Source organism: Pseudomonas sp. P8_229, from assembly GCF_034008635.1.
In the GTDB taxonomy this organism is placed as follows: domain Bacteria; phylum Pseudomonadota; class Gammaproteobacteria; order Pseudomonadales; family Pseudomonadaceae; genus Aquipseudomonas.
The window spans coordinates 2,458,217-2,475,385 of record NZ_CP125378.1 but is presented as its reverse complement, the minus strand read 5'-3'; the positions used below and the strand labels follow the sequence as shown (position 1 = coordinate 2,475,385).

16 protein-coding genes are annotated in these 17,169 nt (G+C 59.8%); 9 read left to right on the top strand and 7 right to left on the bottom strand.

Annotated elements, in window-relative coordinates:
- Positions 1-3: 3 nt before the first annotated feature.
- A complete protein-coding gene (locus QMK55_RS11215) occupies positions 4-1,266 on the bottom strand; it encodes a cation:proton antiporter (RefSeq protein ID WP_102357739.1) in 1,263 nt (420 codons plus the stop codon).
- A 155-nt stretch (positions 1,267-1,421) separates the two neighbouring features.
- Here QMK55_RS11215 and QMK55_RS11210 point away from each other — a divergent pair, with 155 nt between their 5' ends.
- Both QMK55_RS11210 and QMK55_RS11205 read left to right on the top strand, forming a co-directional pair.
- The gene (locus tag QMK55_RS11210; RefSeq protein WP_320329185.1) at positions 1,422-2,255 is read left to right on the top strand and encodes an EamA family transporter; all 834 of its coding nucleotides are present in this window, start codon (positions 1,422-1,424) and stop codon (positions 2,253-2,255) included.
- Between the two features lie 39 nt (positions 2,256-2,294).
- Positions 2,295-2,678, top strand: coding sequence for an MAPEG family protein (locus QMK55_RS11205; protein ID WP_102357742.1), 384 nt, complete (start codon positions 2,295-2,297; stop codon positions 2,676-2,678).
- A gap of 114 nt (positions 2,679-2,792) precedes the next feature.
- On the opposite strand, the gene QMK55_RS11200 is transcribed toward QMK55_RS11205, so the two are convergent.
- Positions 2,793-3,977, bottom strand: a complete 1,185-nt coding sequence (locus QMK55_RS11200) for a murein transglycosylase A (RefSeq protein WP_320329184.1) — start codon at positions 3,975-3,977, stop codon at positions 2,793-2,795.
- A 128-nt stretch (positions 3,978-4,105) separates the two neighbouring features.
- Here QMK55_RS11200 and QMK55_RS11195 point away from each other — a divergent pair, with 128 nt between their 5' ends.
- Complete coding sequence (locus QMK55_RS11195) at positions 4,106-4,555, top strand: c-type cytochrome (protein WP_102357745.1); 450 nt, start codon at positions 4,106-4,108, stop codon at positions 4,553-4,555.
- A gap of 120 nt (positions 4,556-4,675) precedes the next feature.
- Here QMK55_RS11195 and QMK55_RS11190 read toward each other — a convergent pair whose 3' ends face one another.
- The 4 genes from QMK55_RS11190 to QMK55_RS11175 all read right to left on the bottom strand — a co-directional run bounded on the left by QMK55_RS11190 (position 4,676) and on the right by QMK55_RS11175 (position 9,285).
- On the bottom strand, positions 4,676-5,071 hold the full coding sequence (locus QMK55_RS11190; protein WP_102357746.1) for a DUF1090 domain-containing protein: 396 nt from the start codon (positions 5,069-5,071) through the stop codon (positions 4,676-4,678).
- A 97-nt stretch (positions 5,072-5,168) separates the two neighbouring features.
- Positions 5,169-6,845, bottom strand: a complete 1,677-nt coding sequence (gene ligB, locus QMK55_RS11185; RefSeq protein WP_320329183.1) for an NAD-dependent DNA ligase LigB — start codon at positions 6,843-6,845, stop codon at positions 5,169-5,171.
- 235 nt (positions 6,846-7,080) lie between these two features.
- Entirely contained in the window at positions 7,081-8,271 is a 1,191-nt protein-coding gene (gene metK / locus QMK55_RS11180) for a methionine adenosyltransferase (protein WP_102357749.1), read from the bottom strand.
- An 18-nt stretch (positions 8,272-8,289) separates the two neighbouring features.
- A complete protein-coding gene (locus QMK55_RS11175) occupies positions 8,290-9,285 on the bottom strand; it encodes a metalloregulator ArsR/SmtB family transcription factor (protein WP_320329182.1) in 996 nt (331 codons plus the stop codon).
- 257 nt (positions 9,286-9,542) lie between these two features.
- On the opposite strand from QMK55_RS11175, the gene tkt reads away from it, so the two are divergent.
- The 6 genes from tkt (at position 9,543) to fba (ending at position 15,931) form a co-directional block, all read left to right on the top strand.
- On the top strand, positions 9,543-11,540 hold the full coding sequence (gene tkt / locus QMK55_RS11170) for a transketolase (protein WP_320329181.1): 1,998 nt from the start codon (positions 9,543-9,545) through the stop codon (positions 11,538-11,540).
- 181 nt (positions 11,541-11,721) lie between these two features.
- On the top strand, positions 11,722-12,780 hold the full coding sequence (gene epd / locus QMK55_RS11165) for an erythrose-4-phosphate dehydrogenase (RefSeq protein WP_102357754.1): 1,059 nt from the start codon (positions 11,722-11,724) through the stop codon (positions 12,778-12,780).
- A 26-nt stretch (positions 12,781-12,806) separates the two neighbouring features.
- Positions 12,807-13,970 (top strand): phosphoglycerate kinase, encoded by a 1,164-nt coding sequence (locus tag QMK55_RS11160; RefSeq protein WP_102357755.1) that lies wholly within the window; start codon positions 12,807-12,809, stop codon positions 13,968-13,970.
- Between the two features lie 34 nt (positions 13,971-14,004).
- Positions 14,005-14,226 (top strand): hypothetical protein, encoded by a 222-nt coding sequence (locus tag QMK55_RS11155; protein WP_102357757.1) that lies wholly within the window; start codon positions 14,005-14,007, stop codon positions 14,224-14,226.
- Positions 14,227-14,283: 57 nt separating this feature from the next.
- A complete protein-coding gene (locus tag QMK55_RS11150) occupies positions 14,284-14,616 on the top strand; it encodes an MliC family protein (RefSeq protein WP_102357758.1) in 333 nt (110 codons plus the stop codon).
- Between the two features lie 250 nt (positions 14,617-14,866).
- Positions 14,867-15,931, top strand: coding sequence for a class II fructose-bisphosphate aldolase (gene fba, locus QMK55_RS11145; RefSeq protein WP_019694035.1), 1,065 nt, complete (start codon positions 14,867-14,869; stop codon positions 15,929-15,931).
- Positions 15,932-16,002: 71 nt separating this feature from the next.
- Here fba and QMK55_RS11140 read toward each other — a convergent pair whose 3' ends face one another.
- Entirely contained in the window at positions 16,003-16,581 is a 579-nt protein-coding gene (locus QMK55_RS11140) for a hypothetical protein (RefSeq protein WP_320329180.1), read from the bottom strand.
- Positions 16,582-17,169 lie beyond the last annotated feature (588 nt).

Here is a 17,169-nt window from a genome sequence, read left to right as displayed (position 1 = left end):
GCGTCAGTGTGCGGGCCCGGCCGCTGTGGCTGGCTCGTCACGGGTGGCGTGCTTGACCAGTTTGCCGATGGTCAGACCCTGCAACAGGATCGACGACAGCACCACGATGTAGGTGATGCTCAGCAGCAGATCGCGCTCCGGACCCAGCGGCAGGGCCAGCGCCAGTGCCACCGAGACACCGCCGCGCAAACCGCCCCAGGTCAGGATGCGGATGGTCCCGCGCGGCACCGTGCGCCAGCGGCGCAGCAGGACGATGGCCGGGGCCACGGTGAGCAGGCGCGAGAGCAGAATCGCCAGCGCCAGCAGACTGGCCGCCGCCACGTGCGCCCAGTTGAACGGCAGCAGCAACAGTTCCATGCCGATTAGCGCAAACAGCAGGGCGTTGAGCATGTCATCGAGCAGTTCCCAGAAACCGTCGAGGTACTTGCGGGTCATGTCGTTCATCGCCAGGTTGCGCCCCAGGTTACCGATGATCAGACCGGCCACCACCATCGCAATCGGCGCCGAGACGTGCAGCTCGGTGGCCATCGCCGAACCGCCGATCACCAGCGCCAGGGTCAGCATCACCGTGATCTGATGCTGCTGGACGCTCTTGATCATCCGGTACACCAGATAACCGATCAGCCCACCGAACAGCACGCCGCCAATGGCTTCGTGCACGAACAGCATGGCCGTGGCGCTGATCGTTGGCGTCTCGCCCAGTTGGGCGATGCCCAGCAGCACGGTGAACACCACCACTGCAGTGCCGTCGTTGAACAGCGATTCGCCGACGATGGTGGTTTTCAGCGGCTTGGAGGCGTTGGCCGTACGCAATACGCCGAGCACCGCGATCGGGTCGGTCGGCGAAATCAGCGCGCCGAACAGCAGGCAATACAGGAAGCTCACGTGCCAGCCGAACAGGGCAAAAATGTAATAGGCAAGGCTGCCGATCACGGCGGTGGCAATCAGCACGCCGAAGGTCGCCAGCAGGCCGATCGGCCAGCGGTAGCTGCGCAGGTCGTTCAGGTTGACGTGCAGAGCGCCGGCGAACAGCAGGAACGACAGCATCCAGTTCATCAGCAGATCGCCGAAGTCGATCTGGCCGATCAGTTGCTGCACGCGTTCTTCCAGGCCGGGGTAGCCGAGCACACTCAGGCCTTGCAGCAACAGGGAAAACATCAGTGCGGTGACCATCACGCCGATGGTCGGCGGCAGGCCGATGAAGCGGTAGTTCACGAAAGTGAGGAGGGTGGTGAGGCAGATGAAAGCGGCTACGAGTTCAAGCATCCGGGGTCCTTTGGATGAAGGTGGAAAGACAGCGCCCCGATTCTTCGGCGCAAAGGTTGGATGGGCTGATTCGGGGTGGGGACACAATCCTGTCCCCTCGGTTGGTCAGCCGCGCACATTGGTGTAGGGTCAACAAAAAAATCAAGGAGTGAGACGTGCTGGCGACAGTTCTGGTGTTGATGGCGGCGCTGTTGCATGCGACGTGGAATACCCTGATCAAGTTCAGCGCCGAACGGTTGTTGGTAGTGGCGTGCATGGACACGGTGGCGCTGTTGTTCGTGGCGCTGGTGTCACCCTTTATCAGCCTGCCGCCGCTGGACATCTGGCCGTGGATTCTGGCTTCGGCGGCGTTCGAGCTGCTCTATCGCTATCTGTTGATTCAGGCTTATCGGGTCGGCGACCTCGGGTTGGTCTATCCGCTGATGCGTGGCTTGTCGCCGCTGGTGGTGCTGGCGCTGACCCTGATCTTCGCCGGCGAAGTGCTCAGCGCGCAGCAGATCTTCGGCATCATGCTGATTCCGTTGGGCATGGCTTGCCTGCTCTGGCAGGGCGGCGGCGGGAAGCATTTGCCGTGGTCGATGCTGCCGGTGGTGGCGCTGATCGGGCTGTGCATCGGTTGCTATACCTACATCGACGGCCAGGCTTTACGGCGCTGGTCGCATCCGCTGGATTACCTGGTCTGGGTCACGCTGCTCAGCGCCTGGCCGTTTCCGTTGCTCGCATGGTTCGCCAAACGCCCGGCGTTTCTGGTGTTCTGGCGCGAGCAATGGAAACTGGGGCTGGCGGTCGGGTTCTGCGTGTTGTTCAGCTACGCTCTGGTGCTGTGGGCGATGCAGTTGGGCTCGATTGCCGAGGCGGCGGCATTGCGCGAGATCAGCGTGATCCTGGTGGTGTTGTTCGGCATGCGCTACCTGAAAGAACCTTTCGGCAGACCGCGGCTCTTAGCCTGTGGGTTGGTATTGATCGGCATGCTGGTGATGAAGTTCTGACCGCCCGCCATTTTCCATCACTCAAAGAAGGACGGCTTTATGACGGTAGCTCTGTGGTGCGTGTTGATTGCGATTTTCCTGCCCTATATCTGCACAGCCGTGGCCAAGGCCGTGGGCGGCTACCGACTGAGCGACAACCATGATCCCCGGGACTTTCTGGAAAGTCTGAACGGCGTGGCCCGACGGGCGCATGCGGCGCAGTTGAACAGTTTCGAAGTGACCCCGGCGTTTGCCGCGGCGGTGATTGTCGCGCATCTGGTAGGCACCGCGCAGCTGGTGACGGTGAATGTGCTGGCGGTGATGTTTATCACCAGTCGCCTGCTGTACATCATCTGCTATCTGGCGGACTGGGCGATTCTGCGGTCGCTGGTGTGGTTTGTCGGGATGGGGTTGATTGCTTCGTTCTTCTTTGTGTCTGTCTGATTCTTTGCTTGTAGCTACCGGCGCCATCGCGAGCAGGCTCACTCCTACATTGGAACGTGTCCCCCTGTAGGAGTGAGCCTGCTCGCGATAGCTAATTGTCAGACGCTGAACAACTCAGGATTTGTCTTTGGGAGTGTCGGCGACTTGGGGCACTTGCGGCAACGCCGCCCCCTTAGGCCAGAGCATCCAGATCTGCCCCTGTTGTTTCATGTCGCCGGCCAGTTGCCCGGCTGCGTCGCCGGTGCCCCAGAACAGATCCGCACGCACTTCACCGACAATCGCACCACCGGTGTCCTGCGCCGCGACCGGACGCACCAGCGCCGTGCCGTCGGGGCGGGTGGTCGACAGCCACAACAGACTGCCCAACGGAATCACCTTGCGATCCACCGCCGCGCTATAGCCGGCAGTCAACGGCACGTTCAGCGAGCCGCGCGGGCCTTCGTTGCTGTCGGGATTGCGGGTGAAGAACACATAGCTCGGGTTGCTGCCAAGCAGTTCCGGAATGCGTGACGGGTTAGCCTTGGCCCAGTTGCTGATCGCGCTCATGGTCACGTCTTCTTTCTTCAGCTCGCCCTGTTCCACCAGCCAGCGACCTATCGGTCGATACGGGTGGCCGTTCTGGTCGGCGTAGGCGATACGCAGTTGTTTACCGTCCGCCGTCTGAATCCGCCCGGAGCCCTGGATCTGCAGGAATTGCAGGTTCATCGGGTCGGTCAGATAAGCAACCACCGGCGCTTTCACGCCTTTGGATTCGATGGTCGCGGCGTCGTCATACGGCTTGAGCACCCGACCTTCGAGGCGGCCACGCAGGCGCTTGCCCTTGAGCTCCGGATAAATGCTGTCCAGCGACACGATGATCATGTCTTCAGGCACGCCGTACACCGGCACGTTGGCGGCGTCTGTGGGCGTCAGGCTGCCGGGGTAGACCGGTTCGTAGTAACCGGTGATCAGACCGTTCGGGTTGTCATGCTCGGCGCGCAGGCCGAACACGTCGAGGTTCTGCTTGAGGAAGGCGCGGATTTCGCTGGCGCTCTGCGGCACATTGGCTGCCGCAGTGCAGGTCCCGCCCCAGATCGGGTCGGCCTTGAGCCGGGTGCAAGCGCTGCGCCATGAGCCGAAGCCGGCGACCAGATCGCTGTCGGACACGGCCGGAAGGGCTTCCCAGGTGGCGCTGGAGTAAGTGGCCAAGGCGTGGGTTTTCGGTTTGGCGGTGTCGCCGCCTGTGCAGCCGGCAAGGATTGCCAGCAACGGCAGGGTTGCGATCAGTGGGTGACGCCAGGCCTTGAAACGGCTGTTCATGGAGTGATTCCTGTGTCGGTTGCCCGAGTGCTCCATGCGCTCCGGCAACCCGTATTTTTAATAGGGCTATTGGTGTTTGTCGGCGACGCGAGGATACTGGCCGCCGAATTCCGTGACCTGAAGCCACCATGACTCTTAAAAGAATTTCTGTTGTATTGCTGGCCTGTCTGACCTTGTCCGCCTGTGGCGGTGTCGATCCGAATTCCCCGCTGGGTCAACGCAAGGCGATCTTCAAACAAATGCTCAAGACCGGCGAAGAGCTGGGCGGCATGTTGCGTGGGCGCATTGCGTTCGACGGGCCGAAATTCGCCGACGGTGCGCTGAAACTCGATGCGTTGTCGCATGAACCGTGGAAGCATTTCCCGCAGGTGCGCGAAGAAGATCACACCAGTGCCAAGGATGATGTCTGGCTGCGTCAGGCACGCTTTCAAGAATTGGCCCGCAACCTTGAAGCGGCCACCGGTGAACTGGTGATCGCCAGCAAGGTTCAGCCCTACAAGGCCAGTAACCTGGGGCCGGCGGTGCAGAAAGTTGAAGATGCCTGCAGCGCTTGCCATAAAGAGTTTCGGGATCATTGATCTCTATTGTTTGAATTGACGTCATCGCGAGCAGGCTCGCTCCCACAAGGTTCATCGCCAATCCTGTGGGAGCGAGCCTGCTCGCGAAAACGGTCTGAAAGTCACCGCAACACTGAATGCTTACTTATCCAATTGGTCCAGCGCGTCCTGCAGTTCCTTGCGCGACTCGGCGAGCTTGTTCTTGCGCTTGTCGATCTTCTCCGGATCGCCTTTTTTCATCGCCTTGTCGAGGTCGGCCTGACGCTTGCTGACTTCGTGCTTGGCATCCAGCACCTTGTTTTCGCGTTCTTTCTTCAGGCCGGCATCGGTGCAGTTCTTCGTCACTTCATCCAGTGCCGTTTGCAGGCCGGCTTGCTGATCGGCGTTGCCGCGGGACTTGGCTTGTTCGATCTGGTTGGTGATGCCCTGTTTCTTGGCGGCGCAACCGGTCAGGCCCGGGGCATCTTCGTCAGCCATCACGGGGGCGGCCATCATGGCGCAGAGGGTCAGCAGGGCGAGCGGTGAAAGAAGTTTCATAAAAGCTCCATGTGCAAAGGCAATCGGGTCAGTCGGGCGCTGCGCAGTTGGAGCGCCTCGACGGCCGTTGGGTTCCCGGCGTGCGGGGATTGCATGTTCAGAAACCGTCGATTCCGGCGGCACGTAATTGTTCGCTGATGGCCAGCACCTGCGGGTCGCGAAAGAATGCGCTCAATTGCGCTGCGCGTCCGGGGCCGATTCCGGCTTCAGCCTGCCATTGTTCGGTATTTCGTTGTGCCAGTGCCTGCCATGAATCAGCCAGTTGAACCTCACCTGTCGGTGGTAGGCCCAACGCTTTGAGCCACTGTGTGAAAGGCCTTTGGCGGGCACTGTGAAAACTGAGTATCAGGCGCGCACTGCTGCGTTCGCCGAAGCCGGCAATGTTAGCAAGCTCTGGCTCATCGAGGGTCAACCAATCCAGCAGGTTGTTCACGCGGCCTGTCTCCAGAAGTTTCTCCCAGGTGCCTTTACCCACATGGGGCATTGCCAGCCCTTGCTTGCCGCTGAGCCAGGTCAGGCGCGCGAGAAACTGGCTTTCGCAGCCGGGTGTCGGTTGCCAGCAGCTCAAGGTGTGGAAATCCCCTGCCTCGGGAATCTCGATGTCGGCCCGCTCGGCCGTTCGCAGCACCACGCTGTCGAGCCGCGGAATCGTAAGCCCGGCCAGGCTGATTGCCACCTGGTCGCCGGGGCGGATGTCCAGCGCCCGCCAGCGCTTGAGCGAACTGGCGCTGACGCGTTTGATCTCCCGGTCATCGAGCATGACCGGCGTCAGCTCCAGCACCGGTGTGATGCGGCCGGTGCGGCCGATTTTGAAATTAACCTTGCGCACCTCGGCCAGGGCCCGGGCAAACGGGTATTTCCAGGCGACGGCCCAGTAGGGGGCACTCGCCTGCCAGCGCTCGGCCGGTGGGCGCAGGCTCTGGCGCAGGACAATGCCGTCGCTGGCGAAAGGCAGGGGTGATCGATACCAGTGCTCGCGCCACTTCTGGGCGTCCTCAAGGTTGGCGATGGCCTGACTGAACGGCGCCGTCGTGGCGAAACCCAGTGTCGTCAGCATGGCTATTCTTTCAGGAAGCGCCGCTGGCCCCTGTGGCCAATCCCAGACGAACAGACCAATCCCGGCTGCCTGCTCGGCGCTCAGGGTTTTACGGTTCATCAGCCCGGCAACGGTGGCGCGGGCATTGACGCTGCCGGCGCGGGCCTGCACGTGTTGGGTCAGGCGCCAATAGAGTTCGCCCTGCACCAGCAGATCACGGGGCTGCGTCAATTGTTGCGGAATGGCCGCGATCTTTTGCGCCGACGCCGTCCAGTCCTGACCGCTGATACCGTCGCCACGACTGATCGCTTGTTGCAGCAGGCCGCGACGGTAGATCAGTGTTATTGCGACGCCATCGACCTTGGGTTGGACCCAGACATCCCGGCGGTCCTTCAACCACGCCTGTACGGCTGCTGCTTCGTGCAGTTTATCCAGACCAGTGTGCGCGACAGGATGCGCGATTGGGCCAGATGCGCTGCGCAAAGGTTCGGGCGCTGGTGGCTGCTGGAAACACTGGCGCCACACGTTGAGTCGCAAGCGGGTTTGATCGTAGAGGTCGTCGGCAATCAGAGAACGGCCTTCGCGGTGATAGGCGTCGTCCCATTGGTCGATCTTTTTTTGCAGGGCGGTGATTTCGTTTGTTGCGGTGGCGGCGGACCAATCGGGGCAAGCGGCATAAGCAATCAGGTGGGTGATGCTCAGCAGAACAATTGAAAACAGGCGCAGCGTGGCAAGCATGGTGAGCGTCCTTGCTCAGGGGGAATGCTTGAAGGCTAGTCAGGATTTTGAGCAGCACCGGGTGGGTGTTTTGCATCGTGTTTCCGAGCTGAAACTCAGGGCCTCAGAGCTGGCCTCATCGCGAGCAAGCCCGGCTCCCACAGGATTTTGGGTTGAAATCAGAAAAGTATTTCAGGCATGAAAAAGCCCCGCACGGCGCGAACCGTGCGGGGCTTTTTGTGCAGCCGGGGACGTCTTACAGACCAGCAGCGGAACGCAGGGCGTCGGCGCGGTCGGTTTTTTCCCAAGTGAACGTGGTGAAGGTGTCTTCGCCAACAGTCTTGGTCTGCGGAGCACGACCGAAGTGGCCGTAGGCTGCAGTTTCCTGGTACATCGGGTGCAGCAGATCGAGCATGGTGGTGATTGCGTATGGACGCAGGTCGAACACTTCACGTACCAGTTTGACGATCTTGTCATCGCTGATCTTGCCGGTGCCGAAGGTGTTCAGCGAGATCGAAGTAGGCTGAGCTACACCGATCGCGTAGGAAACCTGAATCTCGCAACGCTCGGCCAGGCCGGCAGCGACGATGTTCTTGGCAACGTAACGGCCAGCGTAGGCAGCCGAACGGTCAACCTTCGATGGATCTTTACCGGAGAACGCGCCACCGCCGTGACGGGCCATGCCGCCGTAGCTGTCGACGATGATCTTGCGACCGGTCAGACCGCAGTCACCTACCGGGCCGCCAATGATGAACTGGCCGGTCGGGTTGATGTGGAACTGGGTGTCTTTGCTCAGCAGTTCGGCAGGCAGCACGTGCTTGACGATCAGCTCCATCACGCCTTCGCGCAGGTCTTTGTACGACACTTCAGGGTTGTGCTGGGTCGACAGAACAACAGCGTCGATACCGACAACCTTGCCGCCTTCGTAGCGGCAAGTCACTTGCGACTTGGCGTCCGGACGCAGCCAAGGCAGCAGGCCCGATTTACGGGCTTCGGCCTGGCGCTGCACCAGTTGGTGCGAGAAGGTGATCGGGGCTGGCATCAAAACGTCGGTTTCGTTGCTGGCGTAGCCGAACATCAGGCCCTGGTCGCCGGCGCCTTGATCTTCAGGCTTGGCACGGTCAACACCCTGGTTGATGTCCGGGGACTGCTTGCCGATGATGTTCATCACGCCGCAGGTCGCGCCGTCGAAGCCGACGTCGGAGCTGTTATAGCCGATGTCGAGAATCACGTTACGCACGATCTCTTCCAGATCGACCCAGGCGCTGGTGGTGACTTCACCGGCAACGATGGCCACGCCAGTCTTGACCAGAGTTTCCACCGCAACGCGTGCGTGTTTGTCCTGGGTAATGATGGCGTCCAGCACCGCATCGGAAATCTGGTCGGCGATTTTGTCCGGATGTCCTTCAGACACGGACTCGGAGGTGAAGAGGGAGTATTCGCTCATCTCGATGTTTTCCTGAATTTACCGATGGTGAGTGTCGCCAGCCGGTCGCTGAAAGTGGCGAACCTGGATCTGGAAACCATTACGTAAGCCTACATAGAGGCTGTCCCCGGGAACGAGTCCCGCAGCGGTGGCCCAACGGGCCAAATCGTCCTGTTCAAACCCCAACCACAGATCACCGCAGGCCTCCCTGGCCCAACTCTGGTTGTGGCTACATAACTCTGTCACGAGCAGGCTACCGCCCGGTTGCAGCAGGCCGGCCATGTGCTTGAGCGCTTCGGCCGGCGCGGCGAAATGGTGCAACACCATGTTCAGTACCACGCAATCGGCCTGAAGGCTTGTGCCATTCAATGCATCGGCCAATTGCAGGCTGACGTTAGCCAGCTGTTCACGAACGCATACCTGACGCGCCAGATCGAGCATCGCCGGGCTGTTGTCCAGCGCGGTTACGGTGCCGAAGCGACGAGCCAGTTCCGGCAGAAAAGCACCATCGCCGGGGCCGACTTCAATGGCCGTGGCAGCACCATTGAAGTTCAGTTTGTCGAGCAGGGCCAGCACGCTGTCACGGTACTGCGGCAGGCCTGCGATCAAGTCTTGCTGGGCGCGAAATTTCTCCGCGACCCGGGCGAAAAAGTCCTGGCTGGCCGCCTCGCGTTGCCCGTGTACCTGAGCGATGCGTGCCTGTACGTCATCCGGCAGCGCCAGATTGTCGACTTCTTCTAACAATGCCGCGTGCAGCTTGCCGCCCAGCAGTTCGGTGTGGGGCAAGGCGCGGCGATAGAAAATCGCGTTGCCTTCACGGCGCGTTGCCACCAGATCAGCCTGGGCCAGCACTTTAAGGTGATGACTCATACCGGACTGACCGATGCCGAAAATCTGCGCCAGTTCCAGTACACCGAACGAATCGTTGGCCAGCGCGCGCAATACATTCAGGCGCAGCGGGTCGCCACCGGCCTTGCACAGGGCCGCCAGCTCGTCGCAATCGTCATGGCGAATGGAAGGCACGCGTAAGTTCATGGGGCAGCAGTCTAGTGACGGTGGGAAATCGCCGCAAGAGCAATATCAAAAAGTTTTGATATTGCTCGATAGATGGCACTTCTCACTGGCTGGTTAACTCTACAAACGAACAGCGGAAAGGTTTCACCCACAGAATCCACTGTTAACCATGGGAAAAACGCCTCCGGATGACTATCTGTCATTGCCCCGAGGCGCTCCGGTGAGGGAAAATGCCCTCCTTTTTTCCGTTTCGATTATTCACACTCAGGAGATCAGCGATGCCTAGCCGTCGTGAGCGTGCCAACGCCATTCGTGCCCTCAGCATGGATGCCGTGCAAAAAGCCAACAGCGGCCATCCCGGTGCCCCTATGGGTATGGCAGATATCGCCGAAGTGCTTTGGCGCGACTACCTCAAGCACAACCCGAGCAATCCATCGTTTGCCGACCGTGACCGCTTCGTGCTGTCCAACGGCCACGGCTCGATGTTGATCTACTCGCTGCTGCACCTGACCGGTTACGACCTGTCGATCGACGACCTCAAGCAATTCCGTCAACTGCACAGCCGTACCCCGGGTCACCCGGAATTCGGCTACACCCCAGGCGTTGAAACCACCACCGGTCCGTTGGGTCAGGGTCTGGCCAACGCTGTGGGCTTCGCTCTGGCAGAAAAGGTTCTGGGCGCGCAGTTCAACCGTCCTGGCCACAACATCGTTGACCACCACACCTACGTGTTCCTGGGTGATGGCTGCATGATGGAAGGCATTTCGCACGAAGTTGCTTCCCTGGCCGGTACTCTGGGTCTGGGCAAGCTGATCGCTTTCTACGATGACAACGGCATCTCCATCGACGGCGAAGTCGAAGGCTGGTTCACCGATGACACCCCGAAGCGTTTCGAAGCCTACAACTGGCAAGTGATCCGCAATGTTGACGGTCACGATCCGGAAGAGATCAAGACCGCCATCGAAACCGCGCGCAAGAGCCCGCTGCCGACCCTGATCTGCTGCAAGACCACCATCGGTTTCGGTTCGCCGAACAAGCAAGGTAAAGAAGACTGCCACGGCGCCCCACTGGGTGACGCGGAAATCGCTCTGACCCGCAAGGCGCTGAACTGGAACCATGGCCCGTTCGAAATCCCGGCCGACATTTATGCCGAGTGGGATGCCAAGGAAAAAGGTCGCGCAGTCGAAGCCGAGTGGGATCAGCGTTTCGCTGCTTACTCCGCAGCATTCCCGACCGAAGCCAACGAACTGGTGCGTCGCCTGAGCGGTGAGCTGCCGGCTGACTTCTCCGAAAAAGCCAGCGCCTACATTGCTGAAGTCGCGGCCAAAGGCGAAACCATCGCCAGCCGTAAAGCCAGCCAGAACACCCTGAACGCGTTCGGCCCGCTGCTGCCGGAACTGCTCGGCGGTTCGGCTGACCTCGCCGGCTCCAACCTGACCCTGTGGAAAGGTTGCAAGGGCGTCAGCGCTGAAGACGCCAGCGGCAACTACATGTACTACGGCGTGCGCGAATTCGGCATGACCGCCATCATGAACGGCGTGACCCTGCACGGCGGTCTGGTGCCTTACGGCGCGACCTTCCTGATGTTCATGGAATACGCCCGCAATGCCGTGCGCATGTCCGCGCTGATGAAGAAGCAAGTGATCCACGTCTACACCCACGACTCCATCGGTCTGGGCGAAGACGGCCCGACGCACCAGCCGATCGAGCAACTGACCAGCCTGCGTACCACACCGAACCTCGACACCTGGCGTCCAGCCGATGCCGTTGAATCGGCCGTGGCCTGGAAAAACGCGCTGGAGCGTAAAGACGGCCCGTCGGCGCTGATCTTCTCGCGTCAGAACCTGCAGCATCAGGAACGCGACGCTGCCCAGATCGCCGACATCAGCCGCGGTGGTTATGTGCTGAAGGACTGCGCAGGCGAGCCTGAGCTGATCCTGATTTCGACCGGTTCGGAAGTGGGTCTGGCGGTTCAGGCCTATGACAAACTGACCGAGCAGGGTCGCAAGGTGCGCGTGGTTTCCATGCCTTGCACCAGCGTGTTCGATGCTCAGGATGCTGGCTACAAGCAAGCGGTGCTGCCGTTGCAGGTCAGCGCGCGTATCGCGATCGAAGCGGCACACGCCGACTTCTGGTTCAAGTACGTGGGCCTGGAAGGTCGCGTGATCGGCATGACCACCTACGGCGAATCGGCTCCGGCTTCGGCACTGTTCGAAGAGTTCGGCTTCACCCTGGAAAACATCCTGGGTCAGGCTGAAGAACTGCTGGAAGACTGATCCAGGAGTCGCGTCGTCTGGACGGACGCCTTCGCGAGCAAGCCCGCTCCCACAGGGGGATTTGTTGTGTGACACAAACAGTGTTCACAACCCTGATCCAATGTGGGAGCGGGCTTGCTCGCGAAATCGGTGGCTCAGACACCACTGCAATAACGGATTCACCACGGTAATCGAGAACCCCATGCCTCAACCGCGTCCTTACAAAGTTGCACTCAACGGCTACGGCCGGATTGGTCGTTGCGTCTTGCGTGCGTTGTTTGAGCGAGGCGAGAAAGCCGGGTTTGAAATTGTCGCGATCAACGATCTGGCGGACATGGCCAGCATCGAATACCTGACACGCTTCGACTCCACTCACGGCCGCTTTCCCGGCGAAGTGCGAGTAGAAGGCGATTGTCTGCATATTAATGGCGACTGCGTGAAGGTCCTGCGCAGTGCTACCCCCGAAGGCATCGATTGGGCGTCGCTGGGCGTCGATCTGGTGCTTGAGTGTTCCGGTGCCTACAACACCCGTGAAGACGGCCAGCGCTTTCTCGACGCCGGCGCACCGCGCGTGTTGTTTTCGCAGCCGATGGCCAGCGAGGCGGATGTCGACGCCACCATCGTCTACGGCGTCAATCAGGACTGCCTGACTGGCGACGAACTGCTGGTGTCCAACGCCTCCTGCACCACCAACTGCGGCGTGCCGCTGTTGCGTTTGCTCGACAAGGCCATTGGCCTGGATTACGTGTCGATCACCACGATTCACTCGGCGATGAACGATCAGCCGGTGATCGACGCTTATCACCACGAAGACCTGCGCCGCACCCGTTCGGCGTTCCAATCGGTGATCCCGGTGTCCACTGGTCTGGCGCGTGGTATCGAGCGCTTGCTGCCGGAACTTGCCGGGCGAATTCAGGCCAAAGCCGTACGCGTGCCGACGGTCAACGTGTCCTGCCTCGACATCACGATGCAGACCGCCACCGCGACCGACGCGGGTGAGGTCAATCGGATCCTGCGCGAGGCCGCCACCAGTGGTCCGCTCAAGGGACTGCTGGCCTATACCGAGTTGCCGCACGCCAGCTGTGATTTCAATCATGACCCACATTCGGCCATCGTCGATGCCAGTCAGACCCGTGTTTCCGGCCCCAAACTGGTGAACATCCTGGCCTGGTTCGACAACGAATGGGGTTTTGCCAACCGAATGCTGGACGTTGCAGAACACTATCTGCAAACAGCGATTTCAAAAAAACCTGCTCTCTAAGAACAGTTACTCAGGAAGTGCGACCCATGACCGTGTTGAAGATGTCCGACCTCGATCTGCAAGGTAAGCGCGTATTGATTCGCGAAGACCTCAACGTCCCAGTCAAGGACGGTGTTGTCACCAGCGATGCGCGTATCCTGGCTTCGCTGCCGACCATCAAGCTGGCCCTGGAAAAAGGTGCAGCCGTGATGGTCTGCTCGCACCTGGGCCGTCCGACCGAAGGCGAGTTCTCCGCCGAGAACAGCCTCAAGCCAGTCGCTGACTACCTGAGCAAGGCGCTGGGCCGTGAAGTGCCGCTGGTGGCCGATTACCTGGGCGGCGTTGACGTCAAGGCCGGCGACATCGTGCTGTTCGAAAACGTGCGTTTCAACAAGGGCGAGAAAAAGAACGCCGACGAACTGGCACAGCAATACGCCGCCCTGTGCGACGTGTTCGTGATGGACGCTTTCGGCACTGCTCACCGCGCCGAAGGCTCGACCCACGGCGTGGCGAAGTTCGCCAAAGTCGCCGCTGCCGGCCCGCTGCTAGCCGCTGAACTGGACGCACTGGGCAAAGCCCTGGGTGCTCCGGCGCAACCAATGGCGGCGATCGTTGCCGGTTCCAAGGTGTCGACCAAACTCGACGTGCTGAACAGCCTGAGCCAGATCTGCAATCAACTGATCGTCGGCGGCGGCATCGCCAACACCTTCCTCGCTGCGGCCGGTCACCCGGTGGGCAAGTCGTTGTACGAGCCGGACCTGCTGGACACCGCACGCGCCATCGCCGCCAAGGTCAGCGTGCCACTGCCGGTTGACGTCGTGGTGGCCAAGGAATTCGCCGAAACCGCCGAAGCGACCGTCAAGCTGATCGCTGACGTCGCAGCGGACGACATGATTCTGGACATCGGCCCGCAAACCGCAGCCAACTTCGCCGAACTGCTGAAATCGTCGAAAACCATTCTGTGGAACGGTCCGGTTGGCGTGTTCGAATTCGACCAGTTCGGCAACGGCACCAAAGTGCTGGCGCAAGCCATCGCTGACAGCGCCGCGTTCTCCATCGCGGGCGGTGGCGACACCCTGGCCGCGATCGATAAATATGGCGTGGCTGAGCAAATCTCCTACATTTCCACCGGTGGTGGCGCGTTCCTCGAATTCGTCGAAGGCAAGGTGCTGCCAGCCGTTGAAGTCCTGGAAAGCCGGGCCAAGGCCTGAGGCCGCCCGTTTGGCCAGGCAAAGGAGTGTTCACATGGTCAAGTCGTTAGCGCTGTTGTTGCTGACCGGTACGCTGGCGGCCTGCGGGAGTAACCCGAAGGCCGAGGCGACGCCTGCGCCGGGAGAGGCGCAGAAAGGCTGCTACCAGGCCGACTGGCAGGCTGAAACCAACCCGGTGCTGAACAAGCGCTCGGGGCCGGACGGTCTGGACAAATACGAGACGCAAACCCCGGCCAAGGAACATGGTTGTCCTTGACGGGTCTGACTCTTTAACTCAGGGCTGGCGGCGTGCGCCGTCAGTCGAGGAACACGGATGAAAGGCTTGATCGCCATTGCGGCGTTGGCATTGTTGGGCGGTTGCGCGCAGATGAACCTGTTTCAGTCGTCCGCCCCTGTGGACAGCTGGACGACATGGACCTGCGACAGCCAGGCCAAAGTGCTGTGGCGCTACGCCGATGCCGGCCAGAAGGAAGTCGATGTTCGACTCGGCGGCGGTGATCAGGTCTATCGCCTGAAAGAAGAGCCGGGCGCCTCGGGCACGCTGTACAGCGACGGCATGCTGGCGTTTCACGTCAAGGGTGACGAAGGCCTGGTGTACTGGGTTGCCACCAATGACCTGATCGGGCGTGGCTGCAAGGCGCAGTAATTGACACACCACAGTTCTAATGTGGGAGCGAGCCTGCTCGCGAAAGCGGTCTGACAGGCACTGCATCAGCGACTGCAAGATTGCTTTCGCGAGCAGGCTCGCTCCCACAGGGACTGTGCAGGTTTCCAAGATTGGCTTTATCGAATCACCAGACCGGGCCTCGACCCCCGATCTGCAATCACTTGAATAGCCGCCGCCGCTCCGGCAGGCTGGCACGATTAACGACCCTCAACCGGGAGAGACACACACAATGGCACTTATCAGCATGCGCCAGATGCTGGACCACGCAGCCGAGTTCGGCTACGGCGTTCCAGCCTTCAACGTCAACAACCTTGAGCAGATGCGCGCCATCATGGAAGCCGCTGACAAGACTGACTCCCCGGTGATCGTCCAGGCTTCGGCCGGCGCTCGCAAATACGCCGGCGCGCCGTTCCTGCGTCACCTGATCCTGGCCGCGATCGAAGAATTCCCGCACATCCCGGTGTGCATGCACCAGGACCACGGCACCAGCCCTGACGTCTGCCAGCGCTCGATCCAACTGGGCTTCAGCTCGGTGATGATGGACGGCTCGCTGGGCGAAGACGGCAAGACCCCGACCGACTACGACTACAACGTCCGCGTTACCCAACAAACCGTGGCCATGGCGCACGCCTGCGGCGTTTCGGTAGAAGGCGAGCTGGGCTGCCTGGGTTCGCTGGAAACCGGCATGGCCGGTGAAGAAGACGGCATCGGCGCCGAAGGCGTTCTGGATCACAGCCAAATGCTGACCGACCCGGAAGAAGCCGCTGACTTCGTCAAACGCACTCAGGTCGATGCCCTGGCTATCGCCATCGGCACCAGCCACGGCGCCTACAAGTTCACCAAGCCACCTACCGGTGACGTACTGGCCATCGACCGTATCAAGGAAATCCACAAACGCATCCCGAACACCCACCTGGTGATGCACGGTTCCTCGTCGGTGCCACAAGAGTGGTTGGCGATCATCAACCAGTACGGCGGCGACATCAAAGAAACCTACGGCGTACCGGTTGAAGAAATCGTCGAAGGCATCAAGCACGGCGTGCGCAAGGTCAACATCGACACTGACCTGCGTCTGGCCTCCACCGGTGCGATGCGTCGCCTGATGGCCACCAACCCGAGCGAATTCGACCCACGTAAATTCTTCGGCGCGACTGTGACGGCGATGCGCGACGTATGTATCGCTCGTTATGAAGCGTTCGGTACTGCGGGTAATGCTTCGAAGATCAAGCCGATCTCGTTGGAAGCGATGTTCCAGCGGTATTTGAAGGGTGAGTTGAACGCCAAGGTTAACTAAGCCCGGGTGTTGAGCTGCTTTTATGAAAAACCCGCCGAGAGGCGGGTTTTTTATGGTTCGCATAATTCAAGTTACTCAACGTTTTTTGCTTCAATACGCAATTCAATATTAGTTCCGACAAGTCCGACGTCGCCTCCCTGTGTGCAAACATAAGCTGCCCATTGACTATCCCCGTTGCTCCCTGGTCGTACTATTTTTTTGTGAAGCTCTATTCCGCCATGTTTGCAAACTAATTCCAAACCAGCAATAACGTTTCCTGTCATTTCATTTAGACCTATCACCTTGCCGTTTTGCTTAAAACTGAAGCGATTCGATTCGGAGCGAGGGCGATAGGCGAAAAGATAGCTCTTGTCGGTTATTCCCAAGTAGCATCCTTCATAAAAATCTTTGTCTCTACTGGTTATGGTGTACTCTCCATAGTTGCTGGTTTGCTCAAAGTGGAATAAAGCTCCTCTACTTCCCGAGCAGGTATTCGCACATAGATAGTCAGTTTTCGGTAAGGTTATAGTTGTGGAGGAGCTTCCACCCTCCATTCCGATTCCTTTGCTGCCAGGGCTTGACGTCGACTCGAAGTATTGAAATCCTAGTTGGCACGTCAATGAGTATCCGGATATCGACATGTACCCTGTGAATGAGCCTTCCTTGTTCATGATATTCCTCGTTGCAGTTATTTAGGTTGCGTGGTTTACGCTTGGCGCTAGATAAGGATTGTAAGTTACTTCGAGAAGTAGAATAGAGGCGCGGGAGGGGTGAGCACACCTGTCAGAGTTGACAGGTTTTAAGATGATTTTGCTGTGATTGATGTTGCGGAAAGTTTGATCGCGAAAGAAATTTCAAGAGCTGGAATATTAGCTTCGTACTTTGTACTTAAATTCCGCCTGAAGAGTAGTTACTTTGGGTTAAGGTTTGTCGGTCGTGCGCTCGTCCTACAGACACTGGCATTCGCCGGGAATATTCCGACAGGTCGCGTCGGTTGTCCCTCGGAAGTCGGCTGGATAGGCTGGTCGTGTCGCTGACGTATCAGTGACCGGGTCTGGAAAACCCGATTCATACCAACTCTGCCCATGGCATACTGCGGCGCTTTTCTGCTCGCGATGTAATGGCGGCTGCGCGCGGGAGGCCTTTGGGCCTGCCGGTTTGGGTTGGTTGACCGGTTTTTCCAGTCCGCGCTCAGCTGCCACCCTTTCGCCTGGAAAACGAAAATGGCGGCTGCAATTCAACCAGCCATGAGTATGTCT